We start from the raw sequence: 21533 nt of genomic DNA on the forward strand, positions 1-21533 counted from the left end.
TCGGGAGCCCGGTGTCACCCACCGGGATGATCCACCGTGAAACCCGGCGCCCGACGAAAGAGGTGAGCGCGTGTCCTTCCGGCACCTTGTCCTGGTGGTCGCGGCCACTCTGGGCCTCGCCGCCTGCAGCACCCCGGCCGACCCCGCTCCGGCGCCCGCACCGAGCGGGCCGCAGGTCACCGTGGGTTCCCTGCACCTGCCCCTGCCGGTCGGCGCCACCTACACCGAGCACAGCCCGGACGGCCTGCTCGACGGCTGCGTCTCCGAAGGCACCGCGGTCTGCGAAGCGCGGCTGCTCGACCTGCGCACGACGCCCGCCGACGCGCCGATCAACCTGCCGAGCACGAAACGCCCCTTCGGCTGGTACACCGGCACGGACCTGCCGACCTGCATCACCCCCGCGTCGCCGCCCGGGAAGGCGACGGGCGCCACCGGCAGCACCCTGCTCGACGCCGGCTTCGCGCCGATCGGGCCCAAGAAGGCCGAGTACGGCCGGTGGAAGGTGACCTGCGAGAACTCGGCGCAGAACAACGTGGTCCGGATGTGGTGGCTGCCGACGAGCCGGATCCTCGTCGTCCAGTACGGGTCCTTCCCCGGCTGGGACGCCAAGATGGACAACCTGCTCGCCGGCGCCACCTTCAGCTGACGGCGTCGAGCGCGGCCCGGATGATCGCGTCCGTGTCGATGCCGTGGTAGCGGTAGACGTCCTCCAACGACCCCGACTGCCCGAAGCCGGTGACGCCGAGCGCGACCGACGGGACCCGGTTGATCCCGGCCAGGAACGCCAGCGTGTGCGGGTGGCCGTCGAGGACCGTCACCAGCGGGCGGGCCCGCGAGGCCGGGAACACCTGGTCCAGGATCCACGACGAGCCGTCGCCCCGGCCGGACCGCGCCTGGACGGCCTCGAACAGCAGCCCCGGGCTGGTCACGCACACGACGTCGGCCTCGACACCGACCTGGGCCAGCCGCTCGGCCGCCGCCAGGGTGTCCGGCACCAGGGCACCCATCGCCGCCAGCGTGACCGAAGGCGAGGAAGCGCGCCGCAGCAGGTACGCCCCGGCCACCACCTGGCGGCGACGGCGTTCGCGTGCCGCCGGGTCGGTGGGCACCGCGGCCAGCGTCTGGTCGACCGGCCGCGTCGAGAGCCGGAAGTACGACGACGTCCCACCCGGCTTCCCGAGCCGGCCGAGCGCGGCCAGCAGCGTCCACTCGGTGTCGATCGCGAAGGCCGGTTCGTAGCTGACGCAGCCGGGCTGCTCGATGCCGATCGACGGCGTGGTGATCGACTGGTGCGCGCCGCCTTCCGGGGCGAGCGTGACGCCGGACGGCGTGCCGATCAGGATCGACTGCCCGCCCGCGTAGATGCCGAACGACCACGGCTCCAGCGCGCGCTCGACGAACGGGTCGTACATGACGCCGATGGGCAGCAGCGGCTCGCCCCAGCGGCTCCAGGTCGCGCCGAGCTCGCCCAGCAGGCCGACCAGGTTCGTCTCGGCGATGCCCAGCTCGACGTGCTGGCCCGTCGGCTTCTCCCGCCAGTGCATGATCGTCTCTGGGTCGTCCTCGAACCAGTCACGCCGCTCGGTCGCCGACCAGACGCCGACCTTGTTGACCCAGCCCCCGAGGTTGGTCGTCGAGCTGACGTCCGGGCTGACCGTCACCACGCGCTTCGCCGCTTCGGGCGCTTCGCGCGTCAGGTCGAGCAGGACGCGACCCAGCGCCGCCTGCGTCGTGGCGGTCCCGGACGGGGTACGCCCGATGTCGACCGGCAGGTCCAGCGAAGGCGCTGAAGGAACGTCCGGACGGCGAAGGCGCGAAGCGACTTCAGCGCACAACGCGGCTTCGGGCGTCCCGGGGGCGAAGCCCTCCCACGGCGAAGCGAGGTCCGCGCCGAGAGAAGCAGCCAGCTCCTCCATCTGCGCCACGGTCAGCAGCGAAGAGTGGTTCTGCGGGTGCCCCTGCGTGGGCAGGCCCCGGCCCTTGACGGTGTAGCAGAAGATGACCGTCGGCCGGTCGTCCGCGATGGACGCGAAGACCTCGTCGAGCGAGCCGAGGTCGTGGCCGCCGAGGTTCCGGATCGCGGCCAGCAGCGTCTCGTCGTCCAGCGAGGCCACCAGCGAAGCGAGGGCCGCGTTGCCCGCGGGGAGCCGGTCGCGCACCTGGGCGGCGTCGCAGCGCAGCAGCCGCTGGTACTCGGGGTTCGGCATCCCGTCGATGCGGGCGCGCAGCTCGGCGCCGCCGGGCCGGGTGAACAGCTCCTCCAGGAGCCGTCCGTACTTCAGCGTCAGGACCTGCCAGCCGGCCGCGTCGAACATGCCCTGCAGCCGCCCGGCCGCGATGTTCGGGACCACCCGGTCGAGGGACTGGCGGTTGAGGTCGACGATCCAGACGATCTCGCCCAGCTCGGCGACGGCCGGGTCGAGGATGGCCTCCCAGATCGCACCCTCGTCCAGCTCGGCGTCCCCGACCAGCGAGTACTGGCGGCCGGTGCCGGCGTCCGAGCCCCGGGTGGTCAGGTAGCGGCGGGCCAGCGCGCCCCAGATCGGGGCGGTCGCGCCGATGCCGACCGAGCCGGTCGAATAGTCGACTGGGTCGGGGTCCTTCGCGCGGCTCGGGTAGCTCTGCAGGCCGCCGAACTCGCGCAGCGTCGGCAGGTAGGCCTCGTCGAGCTCGCCGAGCAGGTAGTTGATCGCGTGGAGCACCGGCGACGCGTGCGGTTTCACCGAGACGCGGTCCTCGGGGCGCAGGTGCCGGAACCACAGCGACGTCATGATCGACACCAGCGACGCGCAGGACGCCTGGTGGCCGCCGACCTTCAGACCGGACGGGTTGGGCCGGACCCGGTTGGCCTGGTGCACGATCGCGGTGGCGAGCCAGAGCACCCGCTGCTCGATCGCGGTGAGCGCCGGGGCGGTCACGGGGGCCTGGGTCATCGGCGACACCTTTCGTGCAGGAAGTGCCCACCAGGACAGCACTGGTGGACGCATCGCACAACCGATGCCTTTTCGAGTGCGCAGAATGCGCACCGGACGCCGAGGGCTCAGGCCTCCGGCTGCGCAGAATGCACGCGCTCCAGCAGGGGCGCCAGCCGGTACGGGACGAGCTCGCGCATGACGAGCGAGATGTTCGTCCGCTCGACGCCGGGCGAGGCCAGGATGTGCCCGGCGATCCGGTACAGGTCGTCGGCGTCGACGGCGACCACCTGCACCATCAGGTCGCTCGCCCCCGTCAGCCCGCACACCTCCGTGACCTCGGGGATCGCCGACAGGGACTCGCCGATCTCGGCGAGGCGCCGCTGGTCGACCTGCGCGTTGACGAACGCCCGCAGCGGATAGCCCAGCCGGGCCGGGTCGATGCGGCGCTCGAACGACCTCAGGACGCCGCGCTGCTCCAGCCGCACGAGCCGGGCCTGCACCGTGTTGCGGGACAGGCCCAGCCGCTCGGCCAGCGCAACCGCGGTGGCCCTGGGGTCCTCCCCCAGCGCTTCCAGCAGGCGCGCGTCGATCTCGTCGATGGTGTCGGGCACGCGCCGATCTTCTCAGCCCAGATACTTCTTCAGGTCGTCCAGGACCTTCATCGCCCCGATCGGGCCGAGGCCGAGGAACCACACCTCGTCGGCCACCGGGATCGCGTGCTGCGCCTTGACCGCGCCGAGGCCCGCCCACAGCCCGCTGCTCGTGACGGCCTTTTCGTCCGCGCTCGGCCCCGCGCCGTAGCTGGAGTAGAAGATCCAGTCGGCGTCGGCCTCGTCGATGCGCTCCTTGGAGATCTGCGCGGCGAGCTCGTCGATGTTCTGGTTGGCCGGCCGCGCGAGGCCGACGTCCTTGAGGATCACGCCGATGAAGGACAGGTTGCCGTAGAGCCGGATGTTGCCGGACAGGAACCGCAGCAGCGAGATCTTCGGCGCGCCCTTGACCGACGCCTTCACCTCGTTCGCGCGCTTCTGGTAGTCGTTCAGCAGCCCGACGGCCTGCGTCTCGTCGCCGAGCGCGGCCCCGATCAGCAGCAGGTTCTCCTTCCACGGGAACCCGGGCCGGATGCTGAACACCGTCGGCGCGATCTTCGACAGCTGCGGGTAGAGGTCCTTGGCCCGCAGCTTGCTGCCGACGATCAGGTCCGGCGTCAGCGCGGCGATCGCTTCGAGGTTGAGGTTGTTGATGTCCCCGACCGTCGGGATGCCCTTGACGCGGTCGGCGAGGTAGGAGGGCACGCCGCTCTGCCCGGCCGTCGTCGCCATGCCGACCGGGGTGACGCCGAGGGCGAGGACGTCGTCCAGCTCGCCGCTGTCGAGCACGACGACGCGAGCGGGCTTCTTGTCCAGCTTCGTCTTGCCCAGTGCGTGGGTCACCGTGCGCGGGAAGACGCCGGGACCGACGTCGGCACCGAGCTTCGCCGTCTCGCTGTCCGCGGTGGAGAACAGCCGGCCGCCGGTGGCGACGTCCTGGTCGCCGACGCCCGAGCTGCTGGGCTTCGACGGCTGGCCGCACGCGGCGAGGAGCGTGACCGACGCCAGGACGGCGGCCAGCGATGTCCACTTAGGACGCATCGGGGGTTCCTTCTTCTCGGGAGGTGGCCCGCCGCCTGCCGATCGGGACGACCAGGGGCGTGGCGGAGACCGGGTCTTCGATGACCCGGCAGGGCATGCCGAAGACGTCGGCGACGAGTTCGGCGGTGAGGATGTCGGCGGGCGCGCCTTCGGCGGCGATCCGGCCGTCCTTCATCGCGATCAGGTGGTCGCCGTAGCGGGCGGCGAGGTTGAGGTCGTGCAGGACGATGACGATCGTCCGGCCGTCCTGCGCGTTCAGGTCCGACAGCAGGTCGAGCACCTCGACCTGGTGGGCGATGTCGAGGAACGTCGTGGGCTCGTCGAGCAGCAGCAACGGCGTCCGCTGGGCCAGCGCCATGGCGATCCAGACGCGCTGGCGCTGCCCGCCGGACAGCTCGTCGACCGGGCGGGCGGCCAGCTCGACGGTGTCGGTCGCGGCCAGGGCTTTCGCGACGGCGTCGTCGTCTTCGGCGCTCCAGCGGCGGAAGACGCCCTGGTGCGGGTAGCGGCCGCGGCCGACGAGGTCGGCGACCGTGATGCCCTCGGGCGCGGTCGGCGACTGCGGGAGCAGCCCCAGCACGGTAGCGACGTCCTTGCTGCGCCAGGTCGTGATGCCCTTGCCATCGAGGTAGACCGCCCCCGCTGTGGGGGTGAGCAGCCGCGCGAGGCCGCGCAGGAGCGTCGACTTCCCGCAGGCGTTGGTCCGACGATCATGGTGACCTTGCCGGGCGGGATCTCGACGGAGAGGTCCTTGACCACGCGCAGCGGCCCGTAGCCGAGTTCGAGGTTCTCGGTGTGCAGTGTCACGGCGTTCCTCACACTCGCCCGGCGCGGTTGGCCGTGGCCAGCAGCCACAGCAGGTACGGGGCGCCGACGGCGCCGGTGACGACCCCGACCGGCAGCTGTTCGCCGAGCAGGTGCTGGGCCGCGAAGTCGCCCAGCAGCACGACGAGCGCGCCGGTCAGGGCCGCGGGCAGCAGTCCCGCGCGGGCGCCGCCGACGAGCCGGGTCGCGATCGGGTTGGCCACGAAGGCGACGAACGCGACCGGTCCCGCGGCCGCCGTCGCGAAGGCGGCGAGCGCGACGGCGATCAGCAGCAACACGAGACGGCTGCGTTCGACGCGCAAGCCGAGCCCGGCGGCGGTGTCGTCGCCGAGCTGGAGCCCGGCGAGCGCGCGGCTCCGCAGCAGCGCCGCGGGCAGCAGGACGGCGAGCGCCGCCGCCAGCGGGACGACGTGGTCCCAGCCGCGGCCGTTGAGGTTGCCGGTGAGCCAGACGAGGGCCTGCTGGGCGAGGGTGACGTCGGCCCAGGTCATCAGGTACGAGACGACGCTGGTCAGCACCGCGCCGACCCCGACGCCGACCAGCACCAGCCGGTAGCCGTGAACGCCGCCGCGGCGCGCGAGGAGGTAGATCGTGGCGCCGGTGAGCAGCGCACCCGCCAGCGCCGCGGCCGACACCACCGGCCCGGCCGCACCGAACAGCACGATGGCCACGACCGCGGCCGCGCTCGCGCCCTGCGTCACGCCGATGACGTCCGGGCTGGCCAGCGGATTGCGCAGCAGCCGCTGGAAGAGCGCGCCGGACGTCCCGAAGGCGGCGCCGACGAGGACGCCGGTGACCGCACGCGGCAACCTCAGCTCCGTGACGACGTAGGCCGCGCGGCCCACCCCGTCGCCGAAGAGCAGGCCGGGGAGATCGGCGAGCGGCACCGGGAAGTCGCCCACGGCCAGGGAGACCGCGAAGACGACGACGATCGCCAGCAGCAACACCAGCGTCACCGCGCCGGACCGGAACGCGCCCTGCCGCCGTGCGGCGGCGACCACCTCGACGGCGTTCACACCGCCACGACCTTCCGGCGCCGCACGAGGAACACGAACACGGGCGCGCCGACGAGCGCGGTGACGATCCCGACCTGGACCTCGGCCGGGCGCGCGACCACCCGGCCGGCGACGTCGGACACCAGCAGGAGCAGCGGCGCGAGCAACGCCGAGTACGGCAGCAGCCAGCGGTGGTCGGGCCCGGTGACGAGCCGCGCGGCGTGCGGCACGGTCAGCCCGACGAACGCGATCGGCCCGGCGATCGCCGTGGCCGAACCGCAGAGGACGACGACGGCGAGCGCGCAGACTCCCCGCGCCACGGCCACGTTCTGGCCGAGCGAGCGGGCGACGTCCTCGCCGAGCGCGAGCGCGTTGAGCTGGCGCGCGGCGACCAGCGCGAGCAGCACACCGGCCACCACGAACGGCACGGCCTGGGTGATCGTCGCGGCGTCCCGGCCGGTCAGCGAGCCGACCTGCCAGAACCGGTACTGGTCGAACGTCGTCTGGTCGGTGAGCAGCAAGGCGCTGGTCACCGAGGCCAGGGCCGCCGTCACCGCGGCACCGGCGAGGGCGAGCTTCACCGGCGTGGCCCCGGCCCGGCCGAGGGAGCTGACGCCGTAGACCACGCCGCCGGCGGCCGCGGCGCCCAGGAAGCCGAACCAGACGTACCCGCCGACACTCGTGATGCCGAAGGTGCCGATGCCGAGGACGACGAACAGCGCGGCACCGGCGTTGACGCCGAGCAGCCCCGGATCGGCCAGCGGGTTGCGGGTCGCGCCCTGGATGACGGCGCCGGAGAGGCCGAGCGCGACCCCGGCGAGCACTCCGGCGAGGGTGCGCGGGAGGCGGAGCTCGCGGACGACGAGGTGGTCGGGGTTGCCCGCGTCGAAGTGGAAGAGCGCGTCGAGCACGGTGCCCGGGCTCAGGCCGCGGGTGCCAACACCGATGCTGAGCAGCACGGCGGCGGCCACGGCCGCGGTGAGGACCAGCAACCCGGCCGTCAGCGGGAGCGAGCGGGTCCGCACAGGTCGTTACCTTTGCTAACAGGTGGTTAGGCATGCCTAATCTAGGTCGCCGGATCCGGCCGGCTCAAGTTCCGTGAGCGAGCTCACCGAAGGCGGGTTGTCAGCCGACTGTTTCCGATATATCGTGAACGTGTCGCAACAGTTCGAGAAAGGAACACCAGACATGCGTAGGCAACGACACCCCTTCGCCCACGAACGTGGGCGCGCACCTTTCGGGCCCTTCGGTGGTTTCGGCGAGTTCCCCCCGGGCTTCGGCCCCGGTGGACGCGGCCGCGGCGGCCACGGCCCGCACCGGCGGGGTCACGGCGGACGGCGCAGCCGCCGCGGTGACGTCCGCGCCGCGATCCTGGCGCTGCTCGCCGAGCAGCCCCGGCACGGCTACGAGATCATCCGCGAGATCGGCGAGCGCTCCGGCGGCTTCTGGCGGCCCAGCCCCGGCTCGGTCTACCCGACGCTGCAGCTGCTGGCCGACGAAGGCCTGGTGATCAGCAAGGACGAGCACGGCAAGAAGCTGTTCGAGCTGACCGACGCCGGCCGCGCCGCCGCGGAAGAGCAGGACAGCACCCCGCCGTGGGAGCAGATCGCGCAGGACGTCGACCCGGTCGAGGTCGGGCTCGCGAAGGCGGGCAAGAACCTGGCCGCCGCCGTCGTGCAGATCATGCGCGCGGGCACCGAGAGCCAGCAGGCCCGCGCGGCCGAGGTGCTCAACGACGCCCGGCGCTCGCTCTACGGCATCCTCGGCGAAGACGAGGACGAGTCCTCGGCGGGTTCGACGGAGACGGCCGAGTGACCTGGCAGGACGAGGCCGGTGGGCTTCACCCGCGTGTGGACGCGGTAACCCACCGGCAGCGTCAGGTCCTCGGCGCGATTCCCGTTACGCTGCAAGGACTCCGCGATCGCCTGTTCGGCGACGGGCTTGCTGAACTCGATCTTCAGCACGGCCGCGAGGTCCGCGGCGGTCGCGAAACGCCATTCGGTCGCGACCCGGCGGCAGCCGAAGCGGGCCCTGGCGAAGAACCGTTCCACCGCGACCGGGTCGTAGTGCGGTAGGTCGGCGCGCATCCAGCGGCCGTAGGGCTCGCTGGTGACGTCGAGGTCGACGATCAGGATCGCGCCGCCCGGCCGCAGCACCCGCTCCGCCTCCGCCAGCCCGGGCTCGCACCCGGGCCCGAAGAAGTACGCCGTGCGCGCGTGGACGACGTCCACACTCGCGCTGCGGACCGGCAGCCGCTGCGCGCGGCCCATCCGGACGTCCACGTTCGACAGTCCCGCCACGCGCTTCAGCGCGCTTCGCACCAGCGGCTCGTGCGGCTCCACGCCGAGCACCGATCGCGCGTCACGGGCGAAGCGGGGCAAGTGAAACCCGTCACCGCAGCCGACGTCCAGCACGTCCCGGCCGGTCCAGTCGTGCTCCTCCCGGAGCACCCGCCAGATTTCGCCGCCGCTGTCCTGCGCACGGTTCTCCAGCTCGTAATCGGCCTGGTAGTACCAGATGTTGGGGCTGGGCACGACCTCCGCGCGCCGCGACGACCACCGCACCCCCGCTGCTCCTTCCGGGTCCTCGTCGCCGGGCCGTGCCCGCACGGTGGCGAATTCTTGGCGGAAAACTCACGGATCACGCCTAGAATCCGGTGGGTATCGGGAGGAGCACCCATGGCAGTCGGCCCATCCAGTACCCCGTCCCCGGTCCCGGCCGGAATTCCGTGCTGGATCGAGCTGGCCTGCCGGGAGCAGGCCGTGGCAGAGAGATTCTACGGTGCCCTCTTCGGCTGGGAGTTCACCACTCAACGCGATCCGGCGACCTCCGACGGCCGCTACGCCATCGGGGCGCTGAACGGCCTGCCCGTCGGCGGCCTCTACCGCGCGGCCCAGGGTGCCCCGCTGGGCTGGGTGCCGCACATCTCCGTGCCGCACACCGCGAGCGCGGCCGAGTGGGTCGAGCACCTCGGCGGCCGGATCACCCTCGGGCCGGTGGCGATCCCGGACCGCGGCACGATCATGCACGCCCTCGACGCGTGCGGCGCGCCGGTGGTGTTCTGGGAGGTGCCGCCGAACTGGGAGTTCGTCACCGGCATCCCGAACACCTTCAGCGGCGCGGACCTCAACACCCACGACGGCGTCGCGGCGGATCACTTCTACACCAAGCTGTTCACCTACGGCAGCCACCAGATCGGCGACGGCGAGATGCTCGACTACGTCGAATGGCTCATCGAGCACGAGCCGGTGCTGTACCGGTACGTGATGGGTTCGGAGTACAGCCTCGACACCCCGCCGCACTGGCTCGTGTACTTCGACATCGACCCGGCCCGCGGCGTCGACGCGGTCGCGGGCGAGGCCATCATGCACGGCGGCACGGTGGTGATCCAGCCGTACGACACCCCGTTCGGCCGGATGTCGATCCTCGCCGACCCCGAAGGCGCGGTCTTCGCCGTCATCGACCACTCGCGCGTCACCGAAGGCTGGGGCCGCGCGGAGGTCGACGACCCCTACGACGACTAGACCGGCACGAACGCCGAAAGCAGCAGCCAGGACACGACGGCCGAGGGCAGCAGCGAGTCGAGGCGGTCCATGATCCCGCCGTGCCCGGGCAGCAGCGTCCCCATGTCCTTGACCCCGAGGTCGCGCTTGATCAGCGACTCGACGAGGTCGCCCAGCGTCGCGGTCAGCACGACGGCGACACCGAAGATCACACCCTGCCAGACGTGGCCGTCGAGCATCAGGCTGAGCGTCAGCGCCCCGGCGACGACACCGCCGATGACCGAACCCGCGAACCCTTCCCAGGTCTTCTTCGGGCTGATGGTGGGCGCCATCGGGTGCTTGCCGCCGAGCACGCCGGCGATGTAGCCGCCGGTGTCCGACGCGACGACGCCGATCAGGAAGGTGAGCACCCGCCCGACGCCGTCGTGCGGGGGCACGAGCATCGCCGCGAAGGCGGCGAACAGCGGCAGGTAGGCGGCGGCGAAGACGGACGCGCTGATGTCGCGCAGGTAGCCCTTCGCACCGCCCGGCAGCCGCCAGAGCAGGCAGGCCAGGACGGTCAGGACGAACGCGGTGAGCGCGCCCTCCCGCCCGAACGGCCAGGCGAGCCAGATCATCGCCTGCCCGCCGACGAGCACCGGGATCATCGCGACCCGGATGTCGGCGACCCGGCGCAGCACCCCGGCGAACTCGACGGTGCCGACCGCGATCGCGATCGCGATGATCCCGATGAACAGGTAGCGAACGGTGAGCAGGGAAACGATGATCGCGGCGCCGAGCAGCAGCGCGACCCCGATCGCCGCGGGCAGGTTCCGGCCGGCCTTGGACGCCTTCTTGACGGCCTCCGGCGGCGCCGGGGTGTCCGAAGCGCCCGATTCGGCATCGACGGTTCCAGGAGTCTCCGCCGCGCCGTTGGCCGAAACCGCCGGCGTTTTCACCGGAGCGCCGCCCTCACCGGTCCGCGAGGCCGCCGGAGCACCGCCCGCCTCGCCGGTCCGCGAGGCCGCCGGCGTGTCCGCCGCGGCGGTACCGGCCGCCGACAACCGGGCCGCTTCGCCGGCGCCCGAGGTCTCCGGTACGGCCGGCGTTGCCGCCGCCTGCGGGGTTTCCGAGGTCGCCGAAGCCCCGGCGGTTCCCGGAAACTCCGGCGTGGCCGGCGTACCGGCGTCAGCCGGCTCCGACGTCCCGGGCGTGGCCGCCGGGCGTGCTCCGGTGGCGTCCACCCGGTCCTCGCGTTCCTCGCTCACCTGTGCCATCAGACCTCGAGCAGCTCGGCTTCCTTGTGCTTGACCAGCTCGTCGACCTTGTGCACGTAGGTGTCGGTCAGGTTCTGCAGTTCCTTCTCCGCGCGCGCGACGTCGTCCTCACCGGCCTCGCCGTCCTTGGCGATGCGGTCGAGCTCGTCCTTGGCCTTGCGCCGGACGCTGCGGATCGAGACGCGGGCGTCTTCGCCCTTGCCCTTGGCGACCTTCACCATCTCCTTGCGCCGCTCCTCGGTGAGCTGCGGGATGACGATGCGGATGACCTGGCCGTCGTTGCTCGGGTTGACCCCGAGGTCGGACTCCCGGATCGCCTTCTCGATCGCGCCGAGCTGCGACTGGTCGTAGGGCTTGATCAGCGCCATGCGGGCTTCCGGCACGTTCACGCTGGCCAGCTGGTTCAGCGGGGTCGGCGAGCCGTAGTACTCGACGACGATCCGCGAGAACATCGCCGACGAAGCCCGGCCGGTGCGAACCGACTGCAGCTCGTCCTTGGCGACGGACACCGCTTTTTCCATCTTCTCCTCGGCATCGAGGAGGGTCTCGTCGATCACGGTCACTCCCGTAGTTGTGATGGGTGGCGCTTGCTGATCCCAGCAGGTCTAGGCCGGCACCCCGGCAGTGGGGGTGCTGACCAACGTGCCGATTCTTTCACCACTCACCGCGCGGGCGATGTTCCCCTCGGTGAGCAGGTTGAACACGATGATCGGCATGTTGTTGTCCATGCAGAGGCTGAACGCCGTCGCGTCGGCGACCTTGAGGTCCCGCTCCAGCACCTCGCGGTGGGTGATCTCGCGGAACATCTCGGCGGTGGGGTCGGCCTTCGGGTCCGCGGTGTAGACGCCGTCGACGGCCTTGGCCATCAGGACGGCTTCGCAGCCCAGTTCGAGCGCCCGCTGCGCGGCCGCGGTGTCGGTGGAGAAGTACGGCATGCCGACCCCGGCGCCGAAGATCACGACGCGGCCCTTCTCCAGGTGCCGCTCGGCGCGGCGCGGGATGTAGGGCTCGGCGACCTGGCCCATCGTGATGGCGGTCTGCACGCGGGTGGGCAGGCCTTCCTTCTCCAGAAAGTCCTGCAGCGCCAGGCAGTTCATCACGGTGCCCAGCATCGCCATGTAGTCGGCGCGGTCGCGGTCCATGCCGCGCTGCGACAGCTCGGCGCCGCGGAAGTAGTTGCCGCCGCCGATCACGACGGCGACCTGGACGCCGGTCCGGGCGACGTCGGCGATCTGCTGCGCGACCGAGTGCACGACGTCGGGATCGACGCCGATCGAACCACCGCCGAACATCTCGCCGCCCAGCTTCAGCAGCACCCGCCGGTAGCCACCTTCGACCCGGTCACCCATCTATGTCGCCTCCTGTGTTGTTGGCCGTCTCCGCGGGAGGGAGTACGTCGGCGGGGTGCCCCTCGACCGTGTTTTCTCTCCGGACCCGACAGTGCCCCGTCCCCGATGGACGGAGACGGGGCACTGTGGGTGTAGAACCTACGCCCTGGCCTGAAGTCAGGCCTGGCCGACCTCGAAGCGCGCGAACTTGGTCAGCGTCACGCCGGCCTCGTCGAGCAGGGCCTTGACGGTCTTCTTGTTGTCCTTGACCGACGGCTGCTCGAGCAGGACGTTGTCCTTGTAGTAGGCGTTGACCTTGCCCTCGATGATCTTCGGCATGGCCTGCTCCGGCTTGCCCTCTTCGCGGGCGGTCTGCTCGGCGATGCGGCGCTCGTTCTCGACGATCTCGGCCGGCACCTCGTCGCGGGTCAGGTACTTGGCGCGCAGCGCGGCGACCTGCATGGCGGCCCCGCGGGCGGCCTCGGCGTCGTCACCGGTGAACTCGACGAGCACACCGACGGCCGGCGGCAGGTCGGAGCCGCGGCGGTGCAGGTAGGTCGCGGTCTGGCCCTCGAAGGCGACGACGCGGCGCAGCTCGAGCTTCTCGCCGATGCGGGCCGACAGCTCCTGGACGACCTCGTTGACGGTCTTGCCGTCGAGCTCGGCGGCCTTGAGCGCCTCGACGTCGGAGGTCTTGAGGGTCTTCGCGACCTCGACGATCTTCGCGGCGAGCGCCTGGAAGTCGGCGTTCTTCGCGACGAAGTCGGTCTCGGAGTCGAGCTCGATGAGGACGCCGCCGTCGCCGGTGACCAGGCCCTCGGCGGTGGCGCGCTCGGCGCGCTTGCCGACGTCCTTGGCGCCCTTGATCCGCAGGAACTCGACGGCCTTGTCGAAGTCGCCGCCGTTCTCCTCGAGGGCCTTCTTGCAGTCCATCATGCCGGCGCCGGTCATCTCGCGCAGGCGCTTCACGTCAGCGGCGGTGTAGTTCGCCATTCTGGTAAATCCGTCCTTTGCAGGAAATCTGTGGGTTGCTACACCCGTGCGGCCGGGCCCCGGGGGCGCGGCCGCACGGGCGGTGGAGCATCAGGAGGAGGCGGTCGCCTGCTCGGTGGCGGCCTCGGTCGCGGCAGCGGCCTCGGTCGCGTCGGCGGCGGCGGTCTCGGAGCCGGCGAGCAGCTCCTTCTCCCACTCGGCCAGCGGCTCGTCGGAGGCGACGCCCGGCTCCGGCTTCGCGTCGGCCGAGGAGCCGTTGCGGCTGGAGCGCTGCATCAGGCCGGCGGCGGCGGCCTCGGCGACGACCTTCGTGAGAAGGGCGGCCGAGCGGATCGCGTCGTCGTTGCCCGGGATCGGGTAGTCGACCTCGTCCGGGTCGCAGTTGGTGTCCAGGATCGCGACGACCGGGATGTTCAGCTTCCGAGCCTCGCCGACGGCGATGTGCTCCTTCTTCGTGTCGACGATCCACACCGCGCTCGGCACCTTGGCCATGTCGCGGATACCGCCGAGGGTCTTCTCCAGCTTTTCCTTCTCGCGGGTCAGCGTCAGGATCTCGCGCTTGGTGAGGCCGGCGAAGCCGCCGGTCTGCTCCTGGGCCTCGAGCTCCTTGAGGCGGAGGAGGCGCTTGTGCACGGTCTGGAAGTTGGTCAGCATGCCGCCGAGCCAGCGCTGGTTGACGTAGGGCATGCCCACGCGCGCGGCCTCGTTGGCGATGGCTTCCTGAGCCTGCTTCTTGGTGCCGACGAACATGATGGTGCCGCCGTGCGCGACGGTCTCCTTGATGAACTCGTACGCACGGTCGATGTAGGTCAGCGTCTGCTGCAGGTCGATGATGTAGATGCCGTTGCGCTCGGTGAAGATGTAGCGCTTCATCTTCGGGTTCCACCGACGGGTCTGGTGCCCGAAGTGCACGCCGCTGTCCAGCAGCTGCTTCATGGTGACGACGGCCATTGCCGGAATCATACCTCTTCTGTGTAGTGCGCACCGCGCTTCCGCGCCGGCCCGCTGTTCGGTTCGTCGCTCCCGGCCGGGTGGCCGATCGCCCTGGTGCCCGTGCCGGTGCCCGGACCCCGGGGAGTGAAGGACCCCCGAGGACCGCCGGACCCCGTGCGCTCCCCCGGCTGTGTCCAGAAGGGGGAACGCGCACGTGCACGCGAAGTCAGCCCGCTGAAACGGACTGCGCAAAAGATTCTACCCCCTCCCACCACCCCCTCCCCCACCGGCGGCCACCGGGCGACGCAGTTGTCCACATCGGCTCCGGTTATCCACAGATTCAGCATCGGCTCCCCACGGAGCCGAGGAGTCCCGCAGGCTGGAGTCATGGAGTCGATCAAGCAGGCCCGACGGTGGGCGCGGAGATGGTTGGCGGGCACGATTGCCCTGGTCACGGCGGTCTTCGGAGGGATCTACGGGTACGAGCTGTCGTGTGGCTCCTTGCCGCGCGCGACGGCGTCCGAAGCCGAGCTGCCGGCGTCGACGAGGCTGGGGACAGGTGCGGCCAGACCGAGCGAATCCCGACCCCCGCCCGCGGCAGCAGAGCCACGGCCCAGCGGCCACACACCGCCGGGGCCACCGCTACCGGTGCGCCCTCGATCTGGCAGTCGAACGGAGCCATCCGCGCGCCTCGCCGAACCGGCGGCCGAGCACTTGGCGGGCGGCCTGGCGCTACCCGGAGCGGAGCCGACCGGGTGGCCGATCGAGGCGATCCCAACCGGACCTGGGGCAGCCTGGCTCGCGAGCCCGTCGTCGGCCGAGCTTGCAGCTTCTCCTGCGGCCGCGTCGGCGCCGGCCGTGCTGTGGGCGATTGCGCTCATGGGCACCCCACCGTCCCCGGGCGCGGCCGATCACTCCCCCACTACGCGGCAACCGCGGCTTTCCTGGCCGTTGTCACCCGTTCCGGTGATCACGAAGTACTTCGATGCCCCGGAAACACCCTTCGGCCCTGGACACCGCGGAGTCGACCTGGCCGCCGTCCCCGGGCAGGAGGTGCTGGCCGCCGATGCGGGCGTCGTCGTCTTCGCCGGTTCCGTGGGCGGGCGGCCGGTGCTGTCCGTCGACCACGACGGTGGCCTCCGGACCACCTACGAGCCCGTCGTCCCGAAAGTTGCCGTGGGCGAACAGGTCTACCGCGGCCAGGTGCTCGGCACCGTCCTGCCCGGCCATCCCGGCTGCACGGTGGCGGCCTGCCTGCACTGGGGCGTCCGCCGGGGCGAGGAGTACGTCGACCCCCTCGCGTTGACCGGTGAGGTCGGCGAATACCGGCTCAAGCCGTGGGGAGGTGGTCGCTGATCAGTTGCCGGTCTGCTCGACCAGCTTGGCGCGCAGCCGCATGACCGCCCGCGTGTGCAGCTGGCTCACCCGCGACTCCGTGACGCCGAGGACCTTGCCGATCTCGGCGAGGGTCAGGCTTTCGAAGTAGTAGAGGCTCACCACGATCTTGTCCCGCTCGGTGAGCTGCGCGATCGCCTGGGCGAGCTGGCGGCGGTTGTCCTGGTCGACGAGCACCGCGACCGGGTCGACGGCATCGTCGTCGGGCAACGTGTCGACCAGCGAGCCGCTGTCCTTGCCCGCCGCCACCAGGTCCTCGAGCGCGACGACGCTGGTCAGCTGCAGCTGGCCGTAGAAGTCGCGCAGCTCGTCGAGGCCGATGCCGAGTTCGGTGGCGAGCTCCGCGTCGGTCGGGGTGCGGTGCAGGCGGGCGCCGAGGCGCTCCATCGCGCGCTCGGCCTCCTTGGCCTTGCTGCGGACCGCGCGCGGCACCCAGTCCTGCGAACGGAGGTCGTCGAGGATCGCGCCGCGGATGCGCTGCATCGCGTAGGTCTCGAAGCGCAGGCCGCGCTCGGGGTCGAACTTCTCGATCGCGTCGACGAGCCCGAAGATCCCCGACTGAACAAGGTCGCCGACGTCGATGTGGGTGGGCAGCCCGGTGCCGACCCGGCCGGCGACGTACTTGACGAGCGGGGCGTAGTGCAGCACGAGCCGATCGCGCGACGCCTGGTCCGGGCTGTCGGCGAACTGCTGCCACAGAGCCGCGATCCCGGCGTCGACGTCGTAGCCGGCCCGGGTTTCGGCGGGCACGGCAGCCTCACCGTGAGTGGTCACTCCGGCGGCTTCGGTCACGTGCGGGCCTGCGGTCATTGCACAGTCGTTGTCGGCATGCGGCTCAGTGTCGTCTCCGTGCTCGTGCGGATGCGCGTGCGCCGCCGGGCCGGCTGGTAACGACCCCGGCAAGCCTCCCCGGACCGCCTCAGGCCCTGGGGTGCGCTCGGTCATGGATCGCTTTCAACCGGTCGACGGTCACATGAGTGTAGAGCTGCGTCGTGGCAAGCGTAGCGTGACCAAGCAGTTCCTGAACGCTCCTGAGATCGGCACCCCCTTCGAGCAGATGCGTCGCGGCGGAATGCCGCAGGCCGTGGGGCCCCATGTCGAGTGCTCCGGGCACCGCCGTGACGGCGTCGTGGACGACGCGCCGCACGGCCCGCGGGTCGACGCGTTTGCCGCGGACACCCAGGAAAAGCGCGGGCTCAGCGCTCTCACCACCGCTTTCGGCGATGATCTTCGGCCGCCCCTCGTCGATCCAGTCCGTGAGCGCCTCCGCGGCCGGGACGCCGAACGGCACGACACGCTCCTTGCCGCCCTTGCCCAGCACCGTCACGACACGACGGGAGAAGTCGGCCTCACCGACGTCCAGTCCACACAACTCGGACACCCGGATGCCAGTGGCGTAGAGCAGTTCGACGATCGCGCGATCACGCAGGGCGACAGGATCGCGTTGCGCAGCCCCGGCAGCCGACGCCTGCATGACCTCCCCGGCTTGCCCCGCACGCAGCACCCCCGGCAGGGTGCGATGCGCCCGCGGCGCCGCCAGCCGGCCGCCGGGATCGGTGGCCAGGACGCCGGTGCGGTGCGCCCAGGCGGTGAACGTCCGCGCCGAGGCCGCCCGCCGGGCGAGCGTCGTCCGGCTCGCCCCACCGGACTGCTGGGCGGCGAGCCACGCACGCAGTCGGGCGAGGTCCAGCTCCGCCACCTCACTGCCACCGTCCACGACGAACGCCAGCAGCGACACCGCATCGCCGATGTACGCCCGGACGGTGTGCGCGGACAGGCCGCGTTCGAGCCCGAGGTGCCGTTCGTAGGCGGTGACGACGGCTCGCACGGCCTCGGGCAACCCGGCCCGGAGCGCGCGCAGGTCGGGACGGCGGGCCCGGCCGGAGCGTGGTGGCGGCATGATGTCACGCTGCGCGAACATCCGCCTCCGGTCAAGGATCGCCACGCCGCCCCACCGGACCGGCCGAACGCCGTCGACGATTTCGGCCGGATTTCGTCGTCCTCATGCGCTTTCCTTCCGTCGTCGCCAGCCGGACTCCCCGCGGACGGCGAATCCGTCGATCTCCAGGGCCGGAAGCAGCGCCCGCACGCGCCGCAACGGGAGTCCCGATTCGGCCGCGATCTCGGCGTCGGACCGGTCGGCGCGCAGAACGAGCGCCTCGAAGGCACGCAACGCTTCGGGCCCCAGCCGGTCGGTGCGCCGTTTCGGCCGGCTCGAGGCGGTGCCCTCCGCGATGCCGAACAGTCCGACGGTCTCGAGTACTTGGTCGACGGTCGAGACCAGCGTCGCTTTGGCATCGCGGATCAGTTCGTGACAGCCGACGGACATCCCCGACGACACCGGCCCAGGCAAGGCCATCACCACTTTGCCGATGGCGCCGGCGGTGCTCGCGGTGTTGCGGGCGCCGCTGCGTCGCCCCGCCTCGACCACCAGGGTGCCCTCGGTGAGGGCCGCGATGAGCCGGTTGCGGACGAGGAAGCGGTGCCGGGCGGGCGGAGTGCCCGGCGGGTACTCGCTGACGATCGCGCCACCAGAGCGGACGATCCGGCTCAGCATCCCGGCGTGCCCGGCCGGATAGCCCGCATCCAGAGCACATCCCAGCACGGCGACGGTGACACCCTCGGCGGCGAGTGCGCCGCGGTGTGCTGCACCGTCGATGCCGTAGGCGGCACCCGAGAACACGGGCACGCCCCGGCTGGCCAGACCGTAGGCGAACTCGGCGGCGTGGTGTTCGCCGTAGTCGGTCGCGGCGCGGGCACCGACGATGGCCACGGCCCGATCGGCGGCGGACCCGAGCGCAACCTCACCGGCCACCCACAAGGCCAACGGCGGCACGGCTTCGGTGACGCCTCGCCGAGCCGCGAGGTCCAAGGCGAGCAGTGGCCAGGCGGGCCACTCGTCGTCCTCGGGCACAACCAGACGCGCACCGATCTCGGCGGCTCGGGCGAAGTCCTGGGCGACAAGGTCGAAGCCGCGTCGCGCCTCGGTCACCTTGAGCACTTCGGCCGGGCAATCACCCCGCCGAACCCGCGCGGCGGCCGCAACGGGGCCAAGCTCGCCGACGAACGCGACGAGGGCGGGCGCCGGGGGCTCGGCCACGCGCAGCAGGTAGGCGCGTGCCTGCCGCAACTCCTCGGCGCTCATGCCGCCACCCGCTCGCACCGCTCGGCAGGCGCCAAGTAAACCGTCGCCGGCGGCTTGACGGCCCGCTCGGTGAACACCAACAGATCACACGCGGCGGACGACGACTCGATCACGGCACGCGCCGCCGACTCAACCACCCGCTCCTGCAGCACCGACAACCCACGCTCGGCGAGAAAGGCAGCCCGGGCGGCCACCGAGGACTCCAACCCCACCTGCTCTTCAAGAACCGGCCAATCGCGCTCGGCAATGGAGGCAACCCCTCCGGGCGCCAGCGGCTCGACCACCGGCCACAGTCGAAACAACAACCAACCGCACTCATGCGCACAGGAAGCCGCGGCATGGGCTGGCAGTTCAACCAGCCGCTTCTCCAAGGTCTGCATCGGTGCCAGATCGCGGCAACCAACAGGGGCAGCCGGAGTCGACGGCGGCTCGGTCATCCGCTCAAGGAAAGCCGAGCGCTGGCGGTCGATCGAGGATGGCTCGGCCACCCGCGTCCGGAGACGCGAACACCCGAGGTCGGCGGCGAAAGCCAGGAGAGCCGGTGTCTCCGAGTCGGCCACGCGCTCGGGGAAAGCTGAGCGCCCGTGGGCGGCCGGGGGTGGCTCGGCCGCTCGCAGCAGCGCAGCGGCGGTCGGATTCAGCTGGTTGAGGCTCATGGCGCCACTCGCTCTCGGAAGGCCAGGGCTGCGCCTACTTGGTCGGCTCCTGGGCGGGGTTCGGCGTCCAGGTCGGCGAGGGTCCAGGCGATTCGCAAGCAACGGTCGGCTCCTCGGCCGCTCAGGGCTCCTCTGTCCATGGCTCGGTCCAGCAGTGCCGTTGCGTCCGCCGGTAGGGCGAACTCGCGGCGCAGCGCGGGGCCGGGGACCTCCGAGTTCGACAACCAGCCGTGGTCGCTCCAGCGCTCGGCGGCTCTCTCGCGCGCCGCGAAGACTCGTTGGCGGACCGCCTCCGATGGCTCCGCCGTGCCCGCGTCGTGCGCCGTGATTGCGCTCAGCGGGCGCAACCGGACCCTCAGGTCGACGCGGTCGAGCAGCGGGCCGGACAGCTTGGCCAGGTAGCGTCGGCGGGCGCTCGGCGAGCACACGCAGTCCGCGTCCTTCGGGGGCGCGCACGCGCACGGGTTGGTCGCCAGGACCAGCTGGAACCGCGCGGGGTAGGTGATCGACCCCTTCACCCGGGAAATGCGCACCTCGCCCTCCTCGAGGACCGTCCTGAGCGACTCGAGGCACTGGCCACCGAACTCGCAGACCTCGTCCAGGAACAACACGCCGCGGTGGGCTCGGCTGATGGCGCCCGGGGCGGCGATTCCGCTGCCTCCGCCGATCAGGGCCGGGACCGAGATCGAATAGTGCGGGGCCACGAACGGTGGCACCGTGACCAGCGGCGACGACTTCGACAGCGAACCGTCGACCGAGTGGACCGCGGTGACCTCCAGGGACTCCTCCGGCGTCAGCTGCGGGAGGAGGCCGGGCAGGCGCTTCGCCAGCATCGTCTTGCCCACGCCGGGCGGGCCGGTCAGCAGCAGGTGGTGGCCGCCCGCCGCCGCGACCTCCAGGGCCCAGCGGGCCTCCGGCTGGCCGACGACGTCCGCCAGGTCCGGCACCTCCGGTGGCGTCACCGGCCCCGGCGGCTCCGGGTGGGCCAGGTCGGCTTCGCGCTTCAGCCAGGCCACGAAGTCCCGCAGGTGCGGCGCGCCCGAGACCTCGATGCCGTCCACCAGGGCCGCCTCGACGAGGGAGTCCGTCGGCACGACGGCTCGGCCGTAGCCTGCCGCCCGGGCCGCCAGCAGGCCCGGGAGGATGCCGCGGACCGCGCGGATGCGGCCGTCCAGCGCCAGTTCGCCGAGCAGCACCGTGCCGAGCAGGCGGGTGGCCGGGACCGCGCCCGAGGCCGCCAGCACCGCCGCCGCGATGCCCAGGTCGAAGGCCGAACCCATCTTGGGCAGGTTCGCCGGGGACAGGCCGAGCGTGATCTTGCCGTCGGGCCAGGGCTGCCCGGAATTGCGGACCGCGGACCGGACGCGGTCCTTCGCCTCGCGCAACCCGGCGTCGGGCAGGCCCACGAGGGTGATCCGGCTCAGCCCGCCGCCGAGGTCGGCCTCGATCTCGATCACCCGGCCGTTGATGCCGAGGAGGCCTGCGGACCAGGCTTTGGCGATCGGCATCAGAACGCCGCCTCGATGTGCTGCAGCTGCGGCCGGCTGCCCGGCTCCGCCAGGATCGTCACCACGTCGTAGCGGACGGGGCACCAGCCGAGGCGGAACTCGCTGAGCCAGCGTTGGGCGGCCCGGCGAACGCGGCCGGCTTTCTCCTCGGAGACCGTTTCCGTCGGGAGACCGAACTCCGTGCCGGAGCGGGTTTTCACCTCGCAGACGATGATCCGGGTGCGGTCGGTGAAGACGAGGTCCAGCTCGCCTTCGCGGCAACGCCAGTTGCGGGCCAGCAGGACGAGGCCGCGATCCCGGAGGTAGCCGAGGGCGATGTCCTCACCCCAGGCGCCCAGGTCGCGGCGGTGTCTCGCGAGCTCGTCGGTGCCCGTCATCTGTTCGCCCCCTCGTCGGTGCGCGCTGTCACCAGGGCGGTCCCGGTGATCACGGTGCGTGCGTTTTCGACGA

General features: G+C 71.7%; 21 protein-coding genes and 1 pseudogene. 4 read left to right on the forward strand and 18 right to left on the reverse strand.

From position 1 onward, the window contains the following. Positions 1–70: 70 nt before the first annotated feature. Positions 71–646: a hypothetical protein gene (locus HUT10_RS17220; RefSeq protein WP_176172151.1), complete on the forward strand. Its 576-nt coding sequence runs from the start codon at positions 71–73 to the stop codon at positions 644–646. Here HUT10_RS17220 and HUT10_RS17225 read toward each other — a convergent pair. The 6 genes and pseudogenes from HUT10_RS17225 to HUT10_RS17250 form a co-directional block, all read right to left on the reverse strand. Next, positions 639–2933: a pyruvate dehydrogenase gene (locus tag HUT10_RS17225; protein ID WP_217709620.1), complete on the reverse strand. Its 2295-nt coding sequence runs from the start codon at positions 2931–2933 to the stop codon at positions 639–641. The genes HUT10_RS17220 and HUT10_RS17225 overlap by 8 nt on opposite strands. A gap of 107 nt (positions 2934–3040) precedes the next feature. Further along, positions 3041–3526: an Lrp/AsnC family transcriptional regulator gene (locus HUT10_RS17230; protein WP_176172152.1), complete on the reverse strand. Its 486-nt coding sequence runs from the start codon at positions 3524–3526 to the stop codon at positions 3041–3043. A 12-nt stretch (positions 3527–3538) separates the two neighbouring features. Further along, complete coding sequence (locus tag HUT10_RS17235; protein ID WP_176172153.1) at positions 3539–4546, reverse strand: ABC transporter substrate-binding protein; 1008 nt, start codon at positions 4544–4546, stop codon at positions 3539–3541. Continuing rightward, positions 4536–5353 (reverse strand): annotated as a pseudogene (locus tag HUT10_RS17240) (ABC transporter ATP-binding protein). Before HUT10_RS17240 ends, HUT10_RS17235 begins: the two are co-directional and overlap by 11 nt. Before the next feature lie 8 nt (positions 5354–5361). After that, positions 5362–6387: an iron chelate uptake ABC transporter family permease subunit gene (locus tag HUT10_RS17245; protein WP_176172154.1), complete on the reverse strand. Its 1026-nt coding sequence runs from the start codon at positions 6385–6387 to the stop codon at positions 5362–5364. Next, on the reverse strand, positions 6384–7391 hold the full coding sequence (locus HUT10_RS17250; protein WP_176172155.1) for an iron ABC transporter permease: 1008 nt from the start codon (positions 7389–7391) through the stop codon (positions 6384–6386). The genes HUT10_RS17245 and HUT10_RS17250 overlap by 4 nt, the downstream gene beginning before the upstream one ends. A gap of 163 nt (positions 7392–7554) precedes the next feature. Between HUT10_RS17250 and HUT10_RS17255 the strand changes: the two genes are divergently transcribed. Continuing rightward, the gene (locus tag HUT10_RS17255; protein ID WP_176172156.1) at positions 7555–8181 is read left to right on the forward strand and encodes a PadR family transcriptional regulator; all 627 of its coding nucleotides are present in this window, start codon (positions 7555–7557) and stop codon (positions 8179–8181) included. Here HUT10_RS17255 and HUT10_RS17260 read toward each other — a convergent pair. Then, the gene (locus HUT10_RS17260; protein ID WP_176177866.1) at positions 8118–8930 is read right to left on the reverse strand and encodes a class I SAM-dependent methyltransferase; all 813 of its coding nucleotides are present in this window, start codon (positions 8928–8930) and stop codon (positions 8118–8120) included. The genes HUT10_RS17255 and HUT10_RS17260 overlap by 64 nt on opposite strands. A 114-nt stretch (positions 8931–9044) precedes the next feature. Here HUT10_RS17260 and HUT10_RS17265 point away from each other — a divergent pair, with 114 nt between their 5' ends. Then, the gene (locus tag HUT10_RS17265) at positions 9045–9890 is read left to right on the forward strand and encodes a VOC family protein (protein WP_176172157.1); all 846 of its coding nucleotides are present in this window, start codon (positions 9045–9047) and stop codon (positions 9888–9890) included. Here the strand turns inward: HUT10_RS17265 and HUT10_RS17270 are convergent. The 5 genes from HUT10_RS17270 to rpsB form a co-directional block, all read right to left on the reverse strand. After that, positions 9887–11125 (reverse strand): CDP-archaeol synthase, encoded by a 1239-nt coding sequence (locus HUT10_RS17270; protein WP_176172158.1) that lies wholly within the window; start codon positions 11123–11125, stop codon positions 9887–9889. The two genes, HUT10_RS17265 and HUT10_RS17270, sit on opposite strands and share 4 nt — an antisense overlap. Then, entirely contained in the window at positions 11125–11682 is a 558-nt protein-coding gene (gene frr, locus HUT10_RS17275) for a ribosome recycling factor (protein ID WP_003065592.1), read from the reverse strand. The genes HUT10_RS17270 and frr overlap by 1 nt, the downstream gene beginning before the upstream one ends. Positions 11683–11730: 48 nt before the next feature. Then, entirely contained in the window at positions 11731–12474 is a 744-nt protein-coding gene (gene pyrH, locus HUT10_RS17280) for a UMP kinase (RefSeq protein WP_013223864.1), read from the reverse strand. A gap of 156 nt (positions 12475–12630) precedes the next feature. After that, positions 12631–13446 carry a translation elongation factor Ts gene (tsf, locus tag HUT10_RS17285; protein ID WP_176172159.1) on the reverse strand — a complete coding sequence of 272 codons (816 nt, stop codon included), beginning with the start codon at positions 13444–13446 and terminating at the stop codon, positions 12631–12633. 90 nt (positions 13447–13536) lie between these two features. Beyond that, on the reverse strand, positions 13537–14397 hold the full coding sequence (gene rpsB / locus HUT10_RS17290; protein ID WP_176172160.1) for a 30S ribosomal protein S2: 861 nt from the start codon (positions 14395–14397) through the stop codon (positions 13537–13539). Between the two features lie 861 nt (positions 14398–15258). Here rpsB and HUT10_RS17295 point away from each other — a divergent pair. Beyond that, positions 15259–15735: a M23 family metallopeptidase gene (locus tag HUT10_RS17295; protein ID WP_217709621.1), complete on the forward strand. Its 477-nt coding sequence runs from the start codon at positions 15259–15261 to the stop codon at positions 15733–15735. On the opposite strand, the gene HUT10_RS17300 is transcribed toward HUT10_RS17295, so the two are convergent. The 6 genes from HUT10_RS17300 to HUT10_RS17325 all read right to left on the reverse strand — a co-directional run bounded on the left by HUT10_RS17300 (position 15736) and on the right by HUT10_RS17325 (position 21460). Then, positions 15736–16584 carry a FliA/WhiG family RNA polymerase sigma factor gene (locus HUT10_RS17300; protein WP_176172161.1) on the reverse strand — a complete coding sequence of 283 codons (849 nt, stop codon included), beginning with the start codon at positions 16582–16584 and terminating at the stop codon, positions 15736–15738. It abuts the gene before it with no gap. Between the two features lie 109 nt (positions 16585–16693). Then, entirely contained in the window at positions 16694–17674 is a 981-nt protein-coding gene (locus HUT10_RS17305) for a tyrosine recombinase XerC (RefSeq protein WP_176177868.1), read from the reverse strand. Between the two features lie 102 nt (positions 17675–17776). Then, positions 17777–18919 carry a DNA-processing protein DprA gene (gene dprA, locus HUT10_RS17310; protein ID WP_176172162.1) on the reverse strand — a complete coding sequence of 381 codons (1143 nt, stop codon included), beginning with the start codon at positions 18917–18919 and terminating at the stop codon, positions 17777–17779. Further along, positions 18916–19575: a hypothetical protein gene (locus HUT10_RS17315; RefSeq protein WP_176172163.1), complete on the reverse strand. Its 660-nt coding sequence runs from the start codon at positions 19573–19575 to the stop codon at positions 18916–18918. Before HUT10_RS17315 ends, dprA begins: the two co-directional genes overlap by 4 nt. Then, on the reverse strand, positions 19572–21083 hold the full coding sequence (locus HUT10_RS17320) for a YifB family Mg chelatase-like AAA ATPase (protein ID WP_176172164.1): 1512 nt from the start codon (positions 21081–21083) through the stop codon (positions 19572–19574). The genes HUT10_RS17315 and HUT10_RS17320 overlap by 4 nt, the downstream gene beginning before the upstream one ends. After that, positions 21083–21460 (reverse strand): YraN family protein, encoded by a 378-nt coding sequence (locus HUT10_RS17325; RefSeq protein WP_176172165.1) that lies wholly within the window; start codon positions 21458–21460, stop codon positions 21083–21085. The genes HUT10_RS17320 and HUT10_RS17325 overlap by 1 nt, the downstream gene beginning before the upstream one ends. Positions 21461–21533 lie beyond the last annotated feature (73 nt).

It is taken from the genome of Amycolatopsis sp. Hca4, from assembly GCF_013364075.1.
Lineage (GTDB): Bacteria > Actinomycetota > Actinomycetes > Mycobacteriales > Pseudonocardiaceae > Amycolatopsis.